Origin of the sequence: Salegentibacter sp. UBA1130 (genome assembly GCF_002311535.1) — a bacterium.
Taxonomy (GTDB): domain Bacteria; phylum Bacteroidota; class Bacteroidia; order Flavobacteriales; family Flavobacteriaceae; genus Salegentibacter; species Salegentibacter agarivorans.
On record NZ_DCAP01000038.1, the window covers coordinates 425,993 to 440,664 of the forward strand.

12 protein-coding genes and 1 pseudogene are annotated in these 14,672 nt (G+C 36.4%); 2 read left to right on the top strand and 11 right to left on the bottom strand.

The window, feature by feature from the left end:
• Positions 1 to 12 precede the first annotated feature (12 nt).
• Both B4F31_RS16855 and B4F31_RS16860 read left to right on the top strand, forming a co-directional pair.
• Positions 13 to 282 (top strand): annotated as a pseudogene (locus B4F31_RS16855) (type IV toxin-antitoxin system AbiEi family antitoxin); the annotation flags it as partial.
• 44 nt (positions 283 to 326) lie between these two features.
• Entirely contained in the window at positions 327 to 1,013 is a 687-nt protein-coding gene (locus B4F31_RS16860) for a hypothetical protein (RefSeq protein ID WP_286761799.1), read from the top strand.
• Positions 1,014 to 1,292: 279 nt separating this feature from the next.
• On the opposite strand, the gene B4F31_RS16865 is transcribed toward B4F31_RS16860, so the two are convergent.
• The 11 genes from B4F31_RS16865 to B4F31_RS16915 all read right to left on the bottom strand — a co-directional run.
• On the bottom strand, positions 1,293 to 1,664 hold the full coding sequence (locus tag B4F31_RS16865; RefSeq protein WP_286761800.1) for a tyrosine-type recombinase/integrase: 372 nt from the start codon (positions 1,662 to 1,664) through the stop codon (positions 1,293 to 1,295).
• A complete protein-coding gene (locus B4F31_RS16870; RefSeq protein WP_286761801.1) occupies positions 1,661 to 2,080 on the bottom strand; it encodes a phage integrase SAM-like domain-containing protein in 420 nt (139 codons plus the stop codon). Before B4F31_RS16870 ends, B4F31_RS16865 begins: the two co-directional genes overlap by 4 nt.
• An 8-nt stretch (positions 2,081 to 2,088) precedes the next feature.
• On the bottom strand, positions 2,089 to 2,427 hold the full coding sequence (locus B4F31_RS16875; protein ID WP_286761802.1) for an Arm DNA-binding domain-containing protein: 339 nt from the start codon (positions 2,425 to 2,427) through the stop codon (positions 2,089 to 2,091).
• Positions 2,428 to 2,694: 267 nt separating this feature from the next.
• On the bottom strand, positions 2,695 to 3,372 hold the full coding sequence (locus tag B4F31_RS16880; RefSeq protein WP_075325533.1) for a response regulator: 678 nt from the start codon (positions 3,370 to 3,372) through the stop codon (positions 2,695 to 2,697).
• On the bottom strand, positions 3,365 to 5,374 hold the full coding sequence (locus B4F31_RS16885; protein ID WP_286761803.1) for a tetratricopeptide repeat-containing sensor histidine kinase: 2,010 nt from the start codon (positions 5,372 to 5,374) through the stop codon (positions 3,365 to 3,367). The genes B4F31_RS16880 and B4F31_RS16885 overlap by 8 nt, the downstream gene beginning before the upstream one ends.
• A 47-nt stretch (positions 5,375 to 5,421) precedes the next feature.
• The gene (locus tag B4F31_RS16890; RefSeq protein WP_156858130.1) at positions 5,422 to 5,598 is read right to left on the bottom strand and encodes a hypothetical protein; all 177 of its coding nucleotides are present in this window, start codon (positions 5,596 to 5,598) and stop codon (positions 5,422 to 5,424) included.
• Positions 5,599 to 5,726: 128 nt separating this feature from the next.
• Complete coding sequence (locus B4F31_RS16895) at positions 5,727 to 6,572, bottom strand: M57 family metalloprotease (protein ID WP_286761804.1); 846 nt, start codon at positions 6,570 to 6,572, stop codon at positions 5,727 to 5,729.
• A 505-nt stretch (positions 6,573 to 7,077) separates the two neighbouring features.
• The gene (locus B4F31_RS16900) at positions 7,078 to 8,610 is read right to left on the bottom strand and encodes a P-loop ATPase, Sll1717 family (RefSeq protein WP_286761805.1); all 1,533 of its coding nucleotides are present in this window, start codon (positions 8,608 to 8,610) and stop codon (positions 7,078 to 7,080) included.
• A gap of 106 nt (positions 8,611 to 8,716) precedes the next feature.
• Positions 8,717 to 9,718, bottom strand: a complete 1,002-nt coding sequence (locus B4F31_RS16905; RefSeq protein WP_286761806.1) for a restriction endonuclease — start codon at positions 9,716 to 9,718, stop codon at positions 8,717 to 8,719.
• Positions 9,719 to 9,789: 71 nt separating this feature from the next.
• Positions 9,790 to 11,646, bottom strand: coding sequence for a leucine-rich repeat domain-containing protein (locus tag B4F31_RS16910; RefSeq protein ID WP_286761807.1), 1,857 nt, complete (start codon positions 11,644 to 11,646; stop codon positions 9,790 to 9,792).
• A gap of 46 nt (positions 11,647 to 11,692) precedes the next feature.
• On the bottom strand, positions 11,693 to 14,672 hold a 2,980-nt coding region (locus B4F31_RS16915; protein ID WP_286761808.1), incomplete at its 5' end, for a type I restriction endonuclease subunit R.

Sequence of the window (14,672 nt, forward strand, 5' to 3'; positions counted from 1 at the left end):
CAATGGGGAGGAGAGCCTGCAGGTGATTTATTGACCGGTTATTTGAGGCCGGAAGAATTCATATTGTATAGCAACGAGTCTTCGGTAAACCTGATGAAAAATTACAATCTTAGACCTAATGCTGAAGGAGAATTATTCGTTTATGAAAAGTTCTGGAAAGGAGATTCAGGTCCTGTTGTACCACCTTATCTAGTCTATGCTGACCTATTTCTAAAAGAAGACAAACGCTGCCGGGAAACCGCACAAAAGATTTTTGATGAGTATATCCAAACAGACCTATAAAGAACTTGCCATTCCTTATTTTAAAGAGGTTTTTGAATTAATCGATGAGGAATGCAAAAGACCAAATTCCTTATTATTTAATCGGCGTTAATGCCATTGCGTTGGAATTATTAAAAGAGGGCATTAAACCCAGCCGGGGTACCAAGGATATCGATTTTGCGGTTATGATTTCTTTCGGTGAGGATTATAAAAAAATCACCAAAGACCTGGAGGAAAAAATTTTTACAAAAGTAAAAGCTCCCTGGACCTTTTATAATAAAGCTTTTAATGCTGTAATAGATGTGCTTCCCTTTGGAGAAATTGAGCAGGAATTCAACCAGAATTTTGATAAACGCCAAATAGATCTTCACGTTGTTGGCCTAAAGGAAGTATTGGAAGATTCTCGGGAGGTGTATATAGACGAAAAATTAGGACAAATTCCTCCGCTCCCGGGAATGATTATTTTAAAACTGGTTGCCTGGAGTGACAGGCCTGAAGACCGGGGCCAGGACCCGGGGGATATCTTTAAGATAATTAAGCATTACTTTGATTATAATTTTGATGAAATTCTGGAAGAACATAATGATGTTTTTCCGAAAGGGGAATTAGATGAAACAGGAAAGTTAAAAATAGCTGCTCGTGTCTTGGGGAGAAATGCCCACAAGTATCTTAATGCTTCAGAAAGGCTGAAAAAAAGAGTCCTGGAAATCCTTGAAAAACATACCTCATCGGCTGCTTCTTCTGATTTTTAAAAAAAATGGGCTAGTCTTGAAGAATGGGATTTTGATTTGGCTCAGGAAATCCTTTTTGAATTTAAAACAGGAATTACAGAATGAAGTATCAGGATGAATCAAAAATGCTTAATTATAAAGTCTTAAGGAATTTGCTTTACATAATAAGGAATAATTAAAAAATATAAATCTGTACTTCCATTTTAAATGAGATCTGGATATAGTACCATTACAACAATACTTCTAGCGCTTTGTCAACAACCTGAGTATCTAATTCTTTTAAATATGCTTGGGTTACAGTTAGGTTTGATGTCCTAGAGATTCGCTAATCACATCAGTAGCAACTCCTTTTTGTTTAAGGCAGTTTGCAAAGCTATGCCGGGCTACATAACTGCTAACATTTTTCGTGATCTCACAAATTGTAGCCAGTTCCTTTAGATTTTTGTTGTAGACCCCTAACATTTTATGTTTTCGATCTGCAAGTTGGGTAGGAGTATAGTTTTCACGATACAGTAATGGAAATACATATTTATTTCCATACCCAGTAATTCGGTAATGGTCAAGAATTTCTCTTACAGGGGGCATTATGGCAATTGAGAAATTTCCTTTGGTTTTAGCCCTGGTGTAATAAATAACATTTTTTTCCACATCTTTCCATTCGAGCCCCATCATGTGGCAAAGTTCATTCCCCTGGTATAGAAACTAAAAACAAAGTAGTTTCTGGTATCAACTAAATGCGGATGCTTATTCAAATCTACATTAACAATGCGCATTATTTCTTCAAAATCCAGGGCACGTTTAAAACCTTTGCCTCTCAAGCCTGAAATTTTATATTTCTTAAAGGGGTATAAACTTTCTTTCACAATACCGCGTTTTATGGCTTTGTTGAACAATGCCCTTATAGCTCTCATCTTTACGCCAACCCCTCCGTCGGTTCCACCTCTGGACCTTAAGAAAGCATCATATTTACTTAAAAAAGTAGAGTTCACTTCGCGAAAACTAAGTTTTTTGCTCTTATGAAATATTTGCACCGAGGTTTTGGTATCCTTATAAGACTTTGCATTTCCTACACGCCCAGCATAGGTCATTTCTTCAACTATTCATCAAAGAAGGCAAAGACATCATTTTTAACCGGGTTGTAGGTTACTCTATAAAGCTTATCAAAATCTTCAAGTGTATAGTCAGGATTTTGAATTTCAATTTCCGCTGCTACCTGGTAAGCCCGATCCTTAATTTTTACCAGTAACCGATTATACTGAAAATGATTTTTCAGTTTTTTGTTAAAGGTTCCTGTTGAAGCTGACCATTCGGAAATCTCTGAACTAAATGGGGTTTTATAATATTTAGTTTGCCGATTTTTGGTGACACGCAAGAAGATTGGGTACAACCCATCGGTTAATTTCTTTGTTCTCTGTACAATTTTTATAGTAATCATACGGCTTAAATTGGGTACAACATAGGTACAACAAATGGGCAAATAAAGGTAAATATTGTAAAACTAAATGACAAGGAAAAAGTTGTAAAATATTGATTATCAACATATAAGAAGCTAAATGAAATTATCTGAAACACCATTTTCGCGGCTGTTAATCAGAGGGTCCTTGGTTCGAGCCCAAGAGGGGGAGCAAAACAGAAGAAACCAGTTTTGAAAAAGGCTGGTTTTTTTGTTTTAGCCTGTTATGTGATTAAGGTTTAGCCCAGACTATAAAAAACCCTTTTCTCTGGCGATTTTTACAAGCTCCCGATCTTCGGCTCCTGAAATACCAAACATTTTTTTTAGATTTCTCCTGCGTTTTTCAATCCCAGCAATAGATAATGGGAGAAGATCTGTTAGATCTTTTAGTTTCGCGCCAATAGAAAGTTCATAAAGCATTTTACGATCTACTTCATCTAAATAAATATCGCTTCCCACTTGTTTTCTAAGGAGGTTTAAAACCGTTTTGCTGTAATAAGGAGAACCTGCAAGAACATTTTCTATAGCGCTTAATAATTCTTTAGGATTAATATCATTTTTCACTAAAAAACCTTCGGGATTTAATGACTGGAGGATATTGTGTAACCGGTAATTATCATTAAAAGTAGTAGAAACTATAATTCTAATGTTGGGTTTCTTTAATCTAAGCACCTTTCCAAAATCTTCTCCAGAGACAAGCTTTCCATCGGTGCTCGCCGGTAAACGCATATCTAAAAAAACCAGATCAAGATCTTCTATAAAATTGGTGTTATCAAGCAATAACTGCGCTTCGTCCAGGCTATAAACGCTGGTAATTTTAAAATTGTACGAGGCATTCTGGTTTACAAAACTTTCTAAGGCAGACTCGTAGGCATTGGCAATAATTGGATGATCGTCTATAATTAATACGGAAACCGATTTATCCATTTTTATAAACTTTAACTCTAAATAAGAGATCTGTACCCATCGCTGAAGTTTTAAATGTAAACATACCATCAATTTTTTCCATTCGGTCCCGCATATTTTTTAAACCAATACCTTTAACTTTTTTTCGTTTGTCAAAACCTTTTCCGTTATCCTTAATTTCCATTACAAGCACGTCCTGTTCCCGGGTTATTTTTATGTTTACTAGCGTAGCTTCAGCGTGTTTAACCACATTTTGTAAAGCTTCCTGTAAAATACGATAATAATTAATTTGAATATTTTCATCAATTAATTCCCCATCAATATTTTCATCAAAAGAAAATTCAATTTTTGCTGAAGTCAGGTTTTGGTAGTCGGCTACAAGCTGTTTTAAGAGTTTTGCGAAATTAAGATGAGAGCCAGAAACTTCTCTAATAAGGTTATGCGAAATTTGTCTAATCTCTTCTTCGGTAAGTTGTAATTTATCTAAAAGTTGGTTGTATTTAGCTGAAACCTGGCCGGGAGCATTTAAATTTAACAAGCCGAAATTCATTCTAATTCCAAAAAGTTTACCCAGTATACCATCATGTAATTCTCCTGAAATTCGTGCCCGTTCTTCTTGTCGACCTTCTTCCAGTTTGGTTTGTTGTTTAAGCAGAAGTTTATAAATTTCTTCGTTATATTCCTGTTGTTCTTTTTGAAATTTAAGTTCTTTATTCTTTGCCCTTTGTGAGCTTAACAGGTATAAAAGGAATAATACTGAAGCTAGAATTACGGCAATTAAACCAAGCCACAATTTTTCGTTACTAAGCTCTTGTGTTTTTTGAATATATTGATCGGTTTCAAATCTAATTCTGGCAAATTTATTCCTAATAGCCCGTTCTTCTTGCAATAAACTGTCGTTTAACTGAATATAGCTGTCCAGGTATTCTGGTGCTTTTTGCGGTTCAATTTTTGCTAGAAGACGATAGGACGCTAGCAAATCGCGGTTATTGCTAGTTGTATTAGCAAGGCTATTAGCCTCTTTGGTATATTGCAATGCCTTAGTGGTATCACTATTTTTAAGATAATATTCCCCTAAATGAAGTTTATTGATTACAATTCCCGATTCGTGCTGAATGCTATCTCTAATTTTAAGGGCTTTATGAAAAAGAAATGATGCTACCTGATAATTGCCAAGTTTAAATTCTGAATAGCCCAAATTATCGGTAAGCATTGCGTAAAGCTCGGTATCCTTCTGAAGAATACTGTCTATTTGTAAAGCCTTGGTATAATTAAGAATAGAATTATTATGGTCTTCTAATTTTTGATAAACAACGCCCAGATTATTTAGAGATCGTGCCGATTTTACTCGATCTTCCAAAAATTCCGCATTTTTCAGTGCTGCTCGATGATATTTAAGAGCCTGTGAATAATCTCCTAAACCATTATAAATAATACCAAGATTATTATTTGCAGGATAAACATAATTTTGACTATCAGTTGATTCCTCTATTAAATCCAGCGCCTGAAAGGTGGTATTTTCACTACCTATATAATCTTTTACCTTTTCTTGCAGAATAGCCATATTAAGCAACATCCGGCCTGCCTTTAGATCATCATTTGCTTCTAAATATTTTTCATAGGCAAGATTATAATGGTAATAGGAGCTATCTATTATATTTTTTTTAAAAAAGAAATTACCAAGATCCCAAAAGGCTTCTGCAGTACCGGATTCATTTTTCTGCATTTTGGAATTCGTATAAGAATACTTATTCCACTCCCTAAATTTCACAGAATCATCTTCAATGTAGAAGTGATAACTAATATCAAAAATTAAGGAATTCTTTATAGAATCATTTGGAGTGCTTAAAAACTTATTTTTTCTCTTATTGTAATCTTCGGGCTTATCTTCTGATATTATTTGATTAGCCAGAATTTTTAACTCATTATACTCCCTACTATTTTCTTTCTCTTTGGAGCCGCAGGCGCAGAATAGAAAATATAGTATTAAGAATTTAAAATAAGTAAATTTGGGAAACTGCATCTATGCAGGTAAAAATAGAAAAATATAATTAATCAATATTTTCACTATTAATCATCACTTTTATCATCATCAATCGGGTTGCTTTCATCCCCTGAAGCAGTTTTTTCAATATTTATTATTTCGTGGTCCATTTGAGGTTGGTCTTCGGGCAGCGCTTCCGGCTCGCAAGACATAAAAAAAGTTGCTAAAATAAGTGTACCAAATAATGTTGCTCTAAGTTTCATAATCGTTTATGTTTTTAAATTATAGAATTTTTTCCCGTTCGTGTGTTTCGGGTTTTATAATAAAATGGATGCCTTTGCAGACATCCATTTTCTGCTAACAAATTAAGACTATTTCAAATTGTCTAACATTAATAAAGATATTCCAGGGCTACTTCATCATAGTAACCAAAATTTCCGCTTTCGCTTGAGCTAAAGCAGGCAAGCATAATAGAGTTGGAGTCAAATCCCGTTGGGGTGCCGGGAATATGAACAGCTCCATCAGAACCGGCTGATTCACCACTTTGCCCACAGCTTTGGCGGCTATACCAATCGGTATGACGTAAACCTACCGAGTGGCCTATCTCGTGAGTAATCACGTGCTCGTTAGTTGCGGTACTGTAGTTTTCCATTCCAGAGAAAATTTGTACATATTTATAAGGATCTCCTCCACTTGGGAAACCGGCTACCCCGCCAGCCTGGCCATTAGAGTTTTGGTATACTACGATGTCGTACGGCCCATAATTTGTACCAAAAGTAAGCGTGAAGTTAAGTCCGATATTCAGGGAATTATAATTGGTAATTGCTCGCTGCAAGGCGGTACGCTGTTTTGAGGTTAATCCCTGCCCGGAACCACCTGTAAAACCAATTACATTTACGTTTCTTGGTGATGAAACCAAATTGTAAGTTCGGTACTGTTTATCGGTTACGCTGGCAGAGCTCATACTTTCTAATTGCTGCTCGTCCAGTAAAATATCTCCTTCAATAAGGAAAGATTTTTTAGTCTCCCCACTAGGAAGCAGGAAATCTATAGTCTCAGCATCTTCTGTGTTAAAGTGTAAATTTGCAATTTGTTTAAGGTCTTCCTTAGAGATTTTAGTTTCCTGAGTGGTTTCCTCCATTTGAGTTTGCTCGGGTGTTGTAGCTTCTTCCTTTTGGCAGGAAGTGAATAATGCACCTGTTGCCAGGATGCCTAGTAATAGATTTTGGGTCTTCATAAAATGTTTGATTAAAAAGTTAATAGACCGGAAAATTAAACCTTGATAATCAAAAAGTAGAAATTTAATCCTTACTAAAAGTAAGGAAAATCCTTACTTTTTATATGAGACCAGTATTGGTAGGAGTTTAAGATGCGAACTTTTTTCACAATTCTTCTTTATTTTAAAAATTTAGAAACAAGTTTATCGCGGGATATTGAAATTCATTTCTCAACTATTAGCCGATCCTGTTTATACTCAATTTTGACAGCTAATTATAAATAGAAGGCTCCGCCACATGAACACTTTTAATACCAGTTTAAATGATATGATTTGATATTGTAAAAAAAGAAAAACTCCGTAAACAGGGCGTTTTACGGGATTTTGATGTTATTTGAAGTCTAAAAAGTACTCGAGGCGGGAGTGCTTGGAATCTCTTGTAGCCAGTATTTATAATGGGTTTAGAATAGATAATTTTAGAGTGTCTCCTAATTCGACACCTTTAACTTAATTTTAACGATAATTATTAATGGGGATCTCCAATAGTTCCACACTCAGGACAAGTATATATTGCATTATCAAAGTTTCTATAGTAGATTTCTGAACAATTTTCCCCTGAACATCTTCTGACTTTATTATTTATAAAATTGTCTAAACTCATTGAAGAACAAGCTACTCGCGCAGCTCTAATATCGATAAAGGCATATTCGTTTACTGCTTTTTTACCTTTTCTAGTTACTAAACCTATTTTTTTTGAAATATTATGAGACGCCCAAGGTCTTGTAATATTTCTAATGGCTGCCGCAGTACCAGCAACTTTGTCATTTACAAGCTGTCCATTGGTAAAAGATGCGGTATTTGTTTTAATCAGATAATTAATACTCTTTAAATCCGGTAATATTTCTTTTATTTTTTCTTTCGAAAATTCATCTATGGCATTATTAACAATACTACTTTGAAAAATCGGTGATGTAAAATCATGTTTATATTGCTCAGAAAGAATACGATTACATATCCTAATGCTGTCGCGAGGAGAAAATTCTGAGAATAAAACTATTCGTCCTAAGTTTTTCTTCTCCTGGAATAATTTAAAAGAATCAGTGACTGCCTGCTGGCTATATGCAGCCAACCTCTTATCAAGCATAAGTTTAATTTGATGGTCGGTCCACTTTAATTTAAATGAGAACACTCGATCCGGTCTGGCATCAATGGCACACAATGGTATTAACGCATCCCAAAGGAAAAACTTAAAGGCCAGCTTTGGCATTTCTAATAATTCTAGATCCTTAATTAGAGATGATATAAACTGATAACTAGCCTTTGGATCGTTTCCTGTTAAGCTCTGCTCATCTACTTTATCCACTAGAATATAAACTGAATCTATATTTAATTTTCCTAATAGGCTTAAAATATTACTTAAATTATCTTTATGTGAGAATTTTAGACTTTTATCTACCTCAATTTTTGATAAGTCAATTTCCACCCCTTTAGCTTTACTTATGTTTTTTATAACTTCAGAAAAAGGAGCTTTAAATTTTTTCCATAAATCAAGTCCAATGTCTTCTATTGTTTTTAAAGATTTCAGTGCCTGTTTAGGGAAACTTGCTGGAGTATCATATAAATAGATTTTACAAAGTTTATATAAGTACTGTCTCTCATTGAAGGAAAAAAGGTTGACAAATTTAATGTCCTCAAGAGTTGATAATCTTGTAAAGAATGAAAGTAAAAGTAACCTATTTAAATATTCTAAATGATAATTTAAACTAATCTCAGATGCACTAGTGAAATTTGATAAATCATGATCGGTATAAGTAATAGTTATAAGATTCTCATGTTTTTGAGCTCTCTTTTCGATCATTATCCTCTGGGCTGTCTTTCCCGCTCCTCTTGGAGCATATATTATATTCGAAACAGGATTTACAGGATCTCCCCAAACGTCCTCAAAATAGTCTGGGAATATAAAGTATCTTTCAATATAGTCTTTTTCTTTATCTGCGTTTGTATATTGAAAAGGGTTTATTTCAAAACCCATTTTCTTCAAATATTCCACTTTTGTCATTTGTTGAAGATTGTTAATTAATATCTAAGCCCACACCGGCCAATCCCTATATTGTCCCTTGGCTTGGTCAATTACTTCTTTAAGCAAATTATCCATTTCTAAAAAATTATACCGGCCAATAAATTCGCTTTAAAGGAATAAGGGACCTGGGACCGGGATCAAACTGATCATAATGTTGAACTATGAGATGTACCAACAAATCGAGGTCAATTAAGGTTAATGGATTATTGGATCGTTCTGCTTCGTATTTGGCATCTTTTGAAAAGCCTCCGGTTGAAACATACAGTCCTTTATCATTGGCTCTAAGCCCTCCTATAAAATTTCTTATTTCGGAAGCTCCCATAGCATTTTGACGATGTTTTACTTCTACTTTAATTCTAGGATTCTCTAAACCTAGTCCATCTGGTGACGCCACTATATCTACTCCTCTATCCGGGCCTTTAGGAGTTAAGATTGTTTTATATCCCATTCCCCTTAAAATCCCGGCTATTAACTCCTCCATTTCTTCCCAGTCCAGTGCCTGCACTTTGTCTTTTATAAACTCGTGGGATTTAGCTTCAAAATTCTCCTTTAGTAAATCTAGAGTTTCTTCAACTTCTTCATCCTCTGAATTATCTTCTAAACTTTCACTGGAAGTTGCAGTCCTGGTTTTACCAAGAATTTCTTCCCAGGCATTCCCGGTAATTTTAAAAATAGTTAAAACAGAACCTAAAGTGTTTTTTGTCTTAGTACTTAAATTATCCCTGGGAATGGTTCTTTCCCACTTTACCTCGCGGTAATGGTTAAATTCCTTTTCAGCAGAATATTTATAATCAGAAGTAATTTTCCCTAAAGTGTACTGGCGGGTTTCGGGATTATAAGTAATCACATGATCTCCTTTTTGAAACTCATTCTTAAACCTAAAAATTTGACCGGCAAAGTTATTGACCTGGCTTATTTTATAGTTAGGGTAGCTAGCTTGAATTTTATCTTTTAAATCTTCAAGGTTCAGTTTTTTAGAGATATCACCAATTTCATTCCATCCTATGGCAACGATACTCTGTTCCATAAACTTCTCAAAGAGATATCCGCTTTCGCCAGACCTAACCATCCATAATTTATTTTCCATTCTTTTAGGTTTATTAATTATATTTTATACCAACATTCTTTAATTATTTTCAACTTAGGAGTAATTGAAAATCAATCATAGTATAAATATGTATTGGGTAACATTTCTTTCAGTTTTTGTAACTCCTCGCTAGAATAGTTATTACCTCTGATATAAAATTTTGTTAGAACATCCTTGAGATTTGAAAGACTTGTTGGAAAGCTTGAAAGTCTATTATAGCTCAAATCCAATTCTGTAAGACTTTCCATATATCCGAGATTTTCAGGAATAGCTTCAACTTTATTGTTGCCTAGGCGAATAGTTTTTAAATTCTTTAGCTTATTTATGTCCTCTGGCAAAGCTTTTACATTCATTGCATATAGGTTCAAGTATTCCAATTGTTCTAAATCAACAATACTAGCTGGTAAATTTTCCAGTGTTCCAGAGATATGTAAAAATTTCAGCTTTTTAAGGTTGCCTATTGATTCTGGTAGGGTTTTAAAACTACCGTGTATTCTAAGATTTTCAAGAGTATTTAGCTTTCCTATATCTTCGGGTAGGTTATGAAGCAATTCCGTAGCCCCAGTAAATTCTAAATCCTTTATTTTTTCTAAATCAGTAAAACTATCAGGCAACTGATGAATGTCTGAAAAAAGCCATAGGGTTTCCAAATTATCCAGGTCACCAAAGTTTTCAGGCAGTCTAGGATTAGAATTTTGAAGATAAAAGAAGGCAAATTCTAAACTTTCCAATTCAGAGAATGATTCTGGTAAATTTGTATAAATTGCTGGTCCGCGAAAACGCTTTAATTTTCTCAAATTACCGAATTCCGTAGGTAGGCTAGCAATATGATTTCCTTCCAGGTCTAAAAACTCTAAATTAGTCAATTCAGAAAAGCTTTCCGGTAGACTTTCAAGGCCCATTGATCCCAATTCAAGAAACTTGAGTGATTCCAGTTGACCAAAACTTTCGGGCAACATTTTCATTTTATGCCCGCCTTGCATATGATCAAGAATTAAAGTATCCAGTTTCTTAAGGTTACCAATATTCCCTGGTATTCTTTCAAAATGATTTGCCCCCAGGTCTAAATATTCGAGTTCAAGATAATTATTTGTAATTACTTCCGGACTTTCGTGTAAACCGTCTCCTGATAAATCAAGCCTTTTTAGATGTACCAGTGATTTTAGACTGGGATAGGAATCTATTCTATCGAATTTGGTTCCTTCCATATCACCACCAAGCAATAATTGGACTACATTGCCATTATCATCTAATTTGTAATAATATTCATTTCCCAATATGTTGAGTGACTCTAAAGCTTCATATTGATGATATTCTTTGCTGTCAAAATATAGGGTGTCAGTTGCAGAAACGCTACCATACCAAGTTTCCCAAATAATTTTATATGATTTATTTTCGTATCCGAAGAACTTTATATGATTAGACTCTTCATCTGGTATAACAGTTCCTCCAAAATTTTGATTCCATATCCACCGGTAATCGTCTCCTTCTATTTTCCAAATCCCCCCATCGTACTCTATTGCTTCAAGATGTTTTCTAGTGGTGTAGAAGTCTAAACTTTTATCAGTAATTTCCGTTTTTAGAGGTTCAAAACTAATGGTAATTGTATCTCGAGATACCATTCCTCTTGAGGTAACTCTCCATTCCAATTGGTATTCTTCTCCCGGTAAACCATGAAACACTGTTTGTGGTTCATCTACCTTATCAAAAAATACTTTTTCATCGATGAGTCCAGATACAATAGTCCAGCCCCCCATCTGTGAAGCATCTAGTTGGGCATTGAGTTTAATACTAAAATCATCAATATTAAGTTGGTCATTACCCGCAGGTATTTCAAATAAAGGTTCGGATTCTGGTTCTTGCTCGTCTTTTGAACATGAAAATAGGAATAGGCTTAATGCAACAAGAGATAAGATTTGTTTTTTCATTTTTTAATTAACAGAGTTCATTTTATGTAATCTTTCATTTTAAAATTTAAGCCTCCACCGGCCAATCCCTATACTGCCCCTCTGCCTGTTCAATTACTTCTTTCAATAAATTATCCAGCTCAGAAAATGCCACTTTTCCGCGGAGTTCTTTTTTTACGGCCAGGCGTATGGCTGCCCGCGCATCTTCTTTCTTAGTCCAATCCAGTTGCAGATTTTTCTTTACAGAATCCACTACTTTATGTACTAAATCCTGTATAGGCCCTGCTTTATTCAATATTTTTTCATTGGCAGAAAGCAAATCGTAAAAAGCCAGTTCATCCTCGGTTAAACCGAGTTGTTTGGTTCTAATATCATCCTGCTGGAACTCATCGGCTATATCAAGCAAATGCTTAATCGCGGCTATGGAATCCAGGCTGTTTTTATGATAATTACTCAGCACCTTTTCAAGTTCGTCTCGAAGTCTCCTGGCTTTTTTAATATTCTTGGGCATTCGTACCCGCAACTCATCATTGATAATGCGCCGCAGCAATTCAATTTTTACATTCTCATCTCCTTTTTCTTTTACTGTTGCCTGAAAGCGATCATCTATAATGGAGATATCAATCTTGTCCAGGTCATACATCTTTGCCAGGTCTACAATCTCCTGGGATTCCAAAGATTTACTGATAAGATCTTTAATCCGCTCGTTTTTCTCTCGCTGCGGGCCCGGCGGAAATTTAATCTTCCTGATAGTCTTTCTTATTTTCTGAATAATCGCCACATCATCCTGAATTTCCCAAATGCGCTTATCTGAGCTGGTCATCGACACCAACTCCGACAATTTTCTTTCTTCCCGTAGAAAGTTATCGGTTATAGGATCGGTTTGCAGTAGATCGTTTATCACTTTCTTAGACCACCGCAGTTTTTCACGATCGTCCATTTGATCAATTTCATCTTTACTAAAACCGCCCATTAACTCCTTTACCGTTTCCAGCTGCTCAAAACATAAGTTGACGGCCATTTCAATATCTACTGCGGGCTTTCCTTTTCCCCCGCCTGAAGTATACTTCTTAGTAGCTTCTGCCAGGTAGCCCGAAATACCAATAAAGTCAACCACCAGACCGCTGGGCTTGTCTTCAAACACCCGATTCACCCGGGCGATGGCCTGCATAAGGTTATGACCTTTCATAATCTTATCTACATACATCGTATGGATAATAGGCGCATCAAATCCGGTAAGCCACATATCCCGTACAATTACCATTTTTAAAGGGTCATCAGGATTTCGGAAACGTTTTTTAATCGCTTCCATTGCATCTTTAGTGCGAATGTGCTTATTCCATTCCGGTGGATCTTTACTGATATTTCCGGTCATTATCACTGCAATTTCAGGGCAACCATTTAAAGCAGTTAATGCATCATACATTTTTACACAATTCCGCCTGCTCATACAAACCACCATCGCCTTTCCTTCCAGCGTAGCCGTTCTTGCCAGGAAATGCTCCAGGATATCCCCGGCCACTTTTTCTACCCGGCTCTGTGCTCCTGCGGCATCTTCTATCGCAGCCCAAACTGCATTTGAAGGATTATCTTCATCGTCTTCAATTTCATCGAGCTGCGCGCTATAGGCGGCTTTTATATTTAAAGGAACCATCTTCGGCTCGTAATAAATTGGCACTGTAGCGCCATCTTTCACCGCCTGTTCTATATCATAGCTGTGCAGGGTAGGACCAAACACCATTTGCGTATCGGCATCTTTGCTGTCTACCGGCGTACCGGTAAACCCGATAAAAGATGCATTTGGCAAAGCCCTTCGTATGTTTTGTGCGAAGCCGCCATCGTGAAACCCGTATTGGGTACGGTGGGCTTCATCGGCCATAATAATTAGGTTGTATCTTTCTGAAAGTACCGGGTGCCGGGTTTCTTTTCCTGTTTCCAGGTCTTTTAAACGGAATTTCTCAATGGTGGTAAAAATTACCCCGCCCCCATCTGAATGTAACAGATTCCTTAATTCTTCTGTAGTGTCGGCGTGCTGTACATCGCCTACCAGGTCTTTGGCCAGCACAAAATTTTCGTATAACTGCTGGTCGAGATCGGAACGGTCTACCTGGATTACTATGGTAGGATTTTTCATTTCCGGCATTTGGCGTAATATCCCGGTAAGTATGGCCATTGAAATACTTTTTCCCGATCCCTGAGTATGCCAGATGACTCCCAACCGACCATCACCCCGGGGTTTTATATTTTCAACCGCACTCTCTACGGCTTTTTGAATACCCCAATATTGGTGGTATTTCGCTCCTTTTTTGATGATCTTCCCGTTGTGATCTTCGTGGAAAATAAAATTCTGAATGTAGTTTAACAGCGTGGCTTTAGGGAAAAGGCCGTTAAGCAAGGTTTCCAACTGAAGCTCGGTTTCCTGTTTTATATCATCGCCCTTTAAACTTTTCCAGGGAGCAAACCATTTTAGGGAAGAGTTATACATCCCGTGCAGCGTTTGCATCCCGTCTGAAACGATGGTAATAGCGTTAAAATCGAATAGTTGCGGAATATCCTGCAGGTAATGGCCAATTTGCCGGTGGGCGTTGTCTACGCCAACCTCGGCATCAAACATATTTTTGAACTCAAAAACGATAAGCGGAAGGCCATTGATAAAGATCACCAAATCTGCCCGCCTACTGTTTTTCCCGATCACCTTTACTTCATCGGAACAGATAAACTGGTTTTTCTCCGGTTCACGGTAATTGATAGGATAAATATGTTTGGCCAGTTCTTTGCCGGTTTTATCTTTCCAGGAAACAGAAACTCCCTGGGTAAGTTTACGGTGAAAATCACGGTTGCGGTGGTCTAAATCCATCCCGGAATGCTGTATAAAACTAGCCATCGCTTCATTAATGGCTGTAGCCGGAACATCGTGATAAGTGGAAACCAAAAAATCTCTAAGCTCGTCTTCCAGCACTACCTTTTTAAGGTCCCGGTTTAGGGAATTTCCCTCCCGGTGCCGGTAGCCCAGGTCTTTTAGATATTCAATTGCCGCATTTTGGACC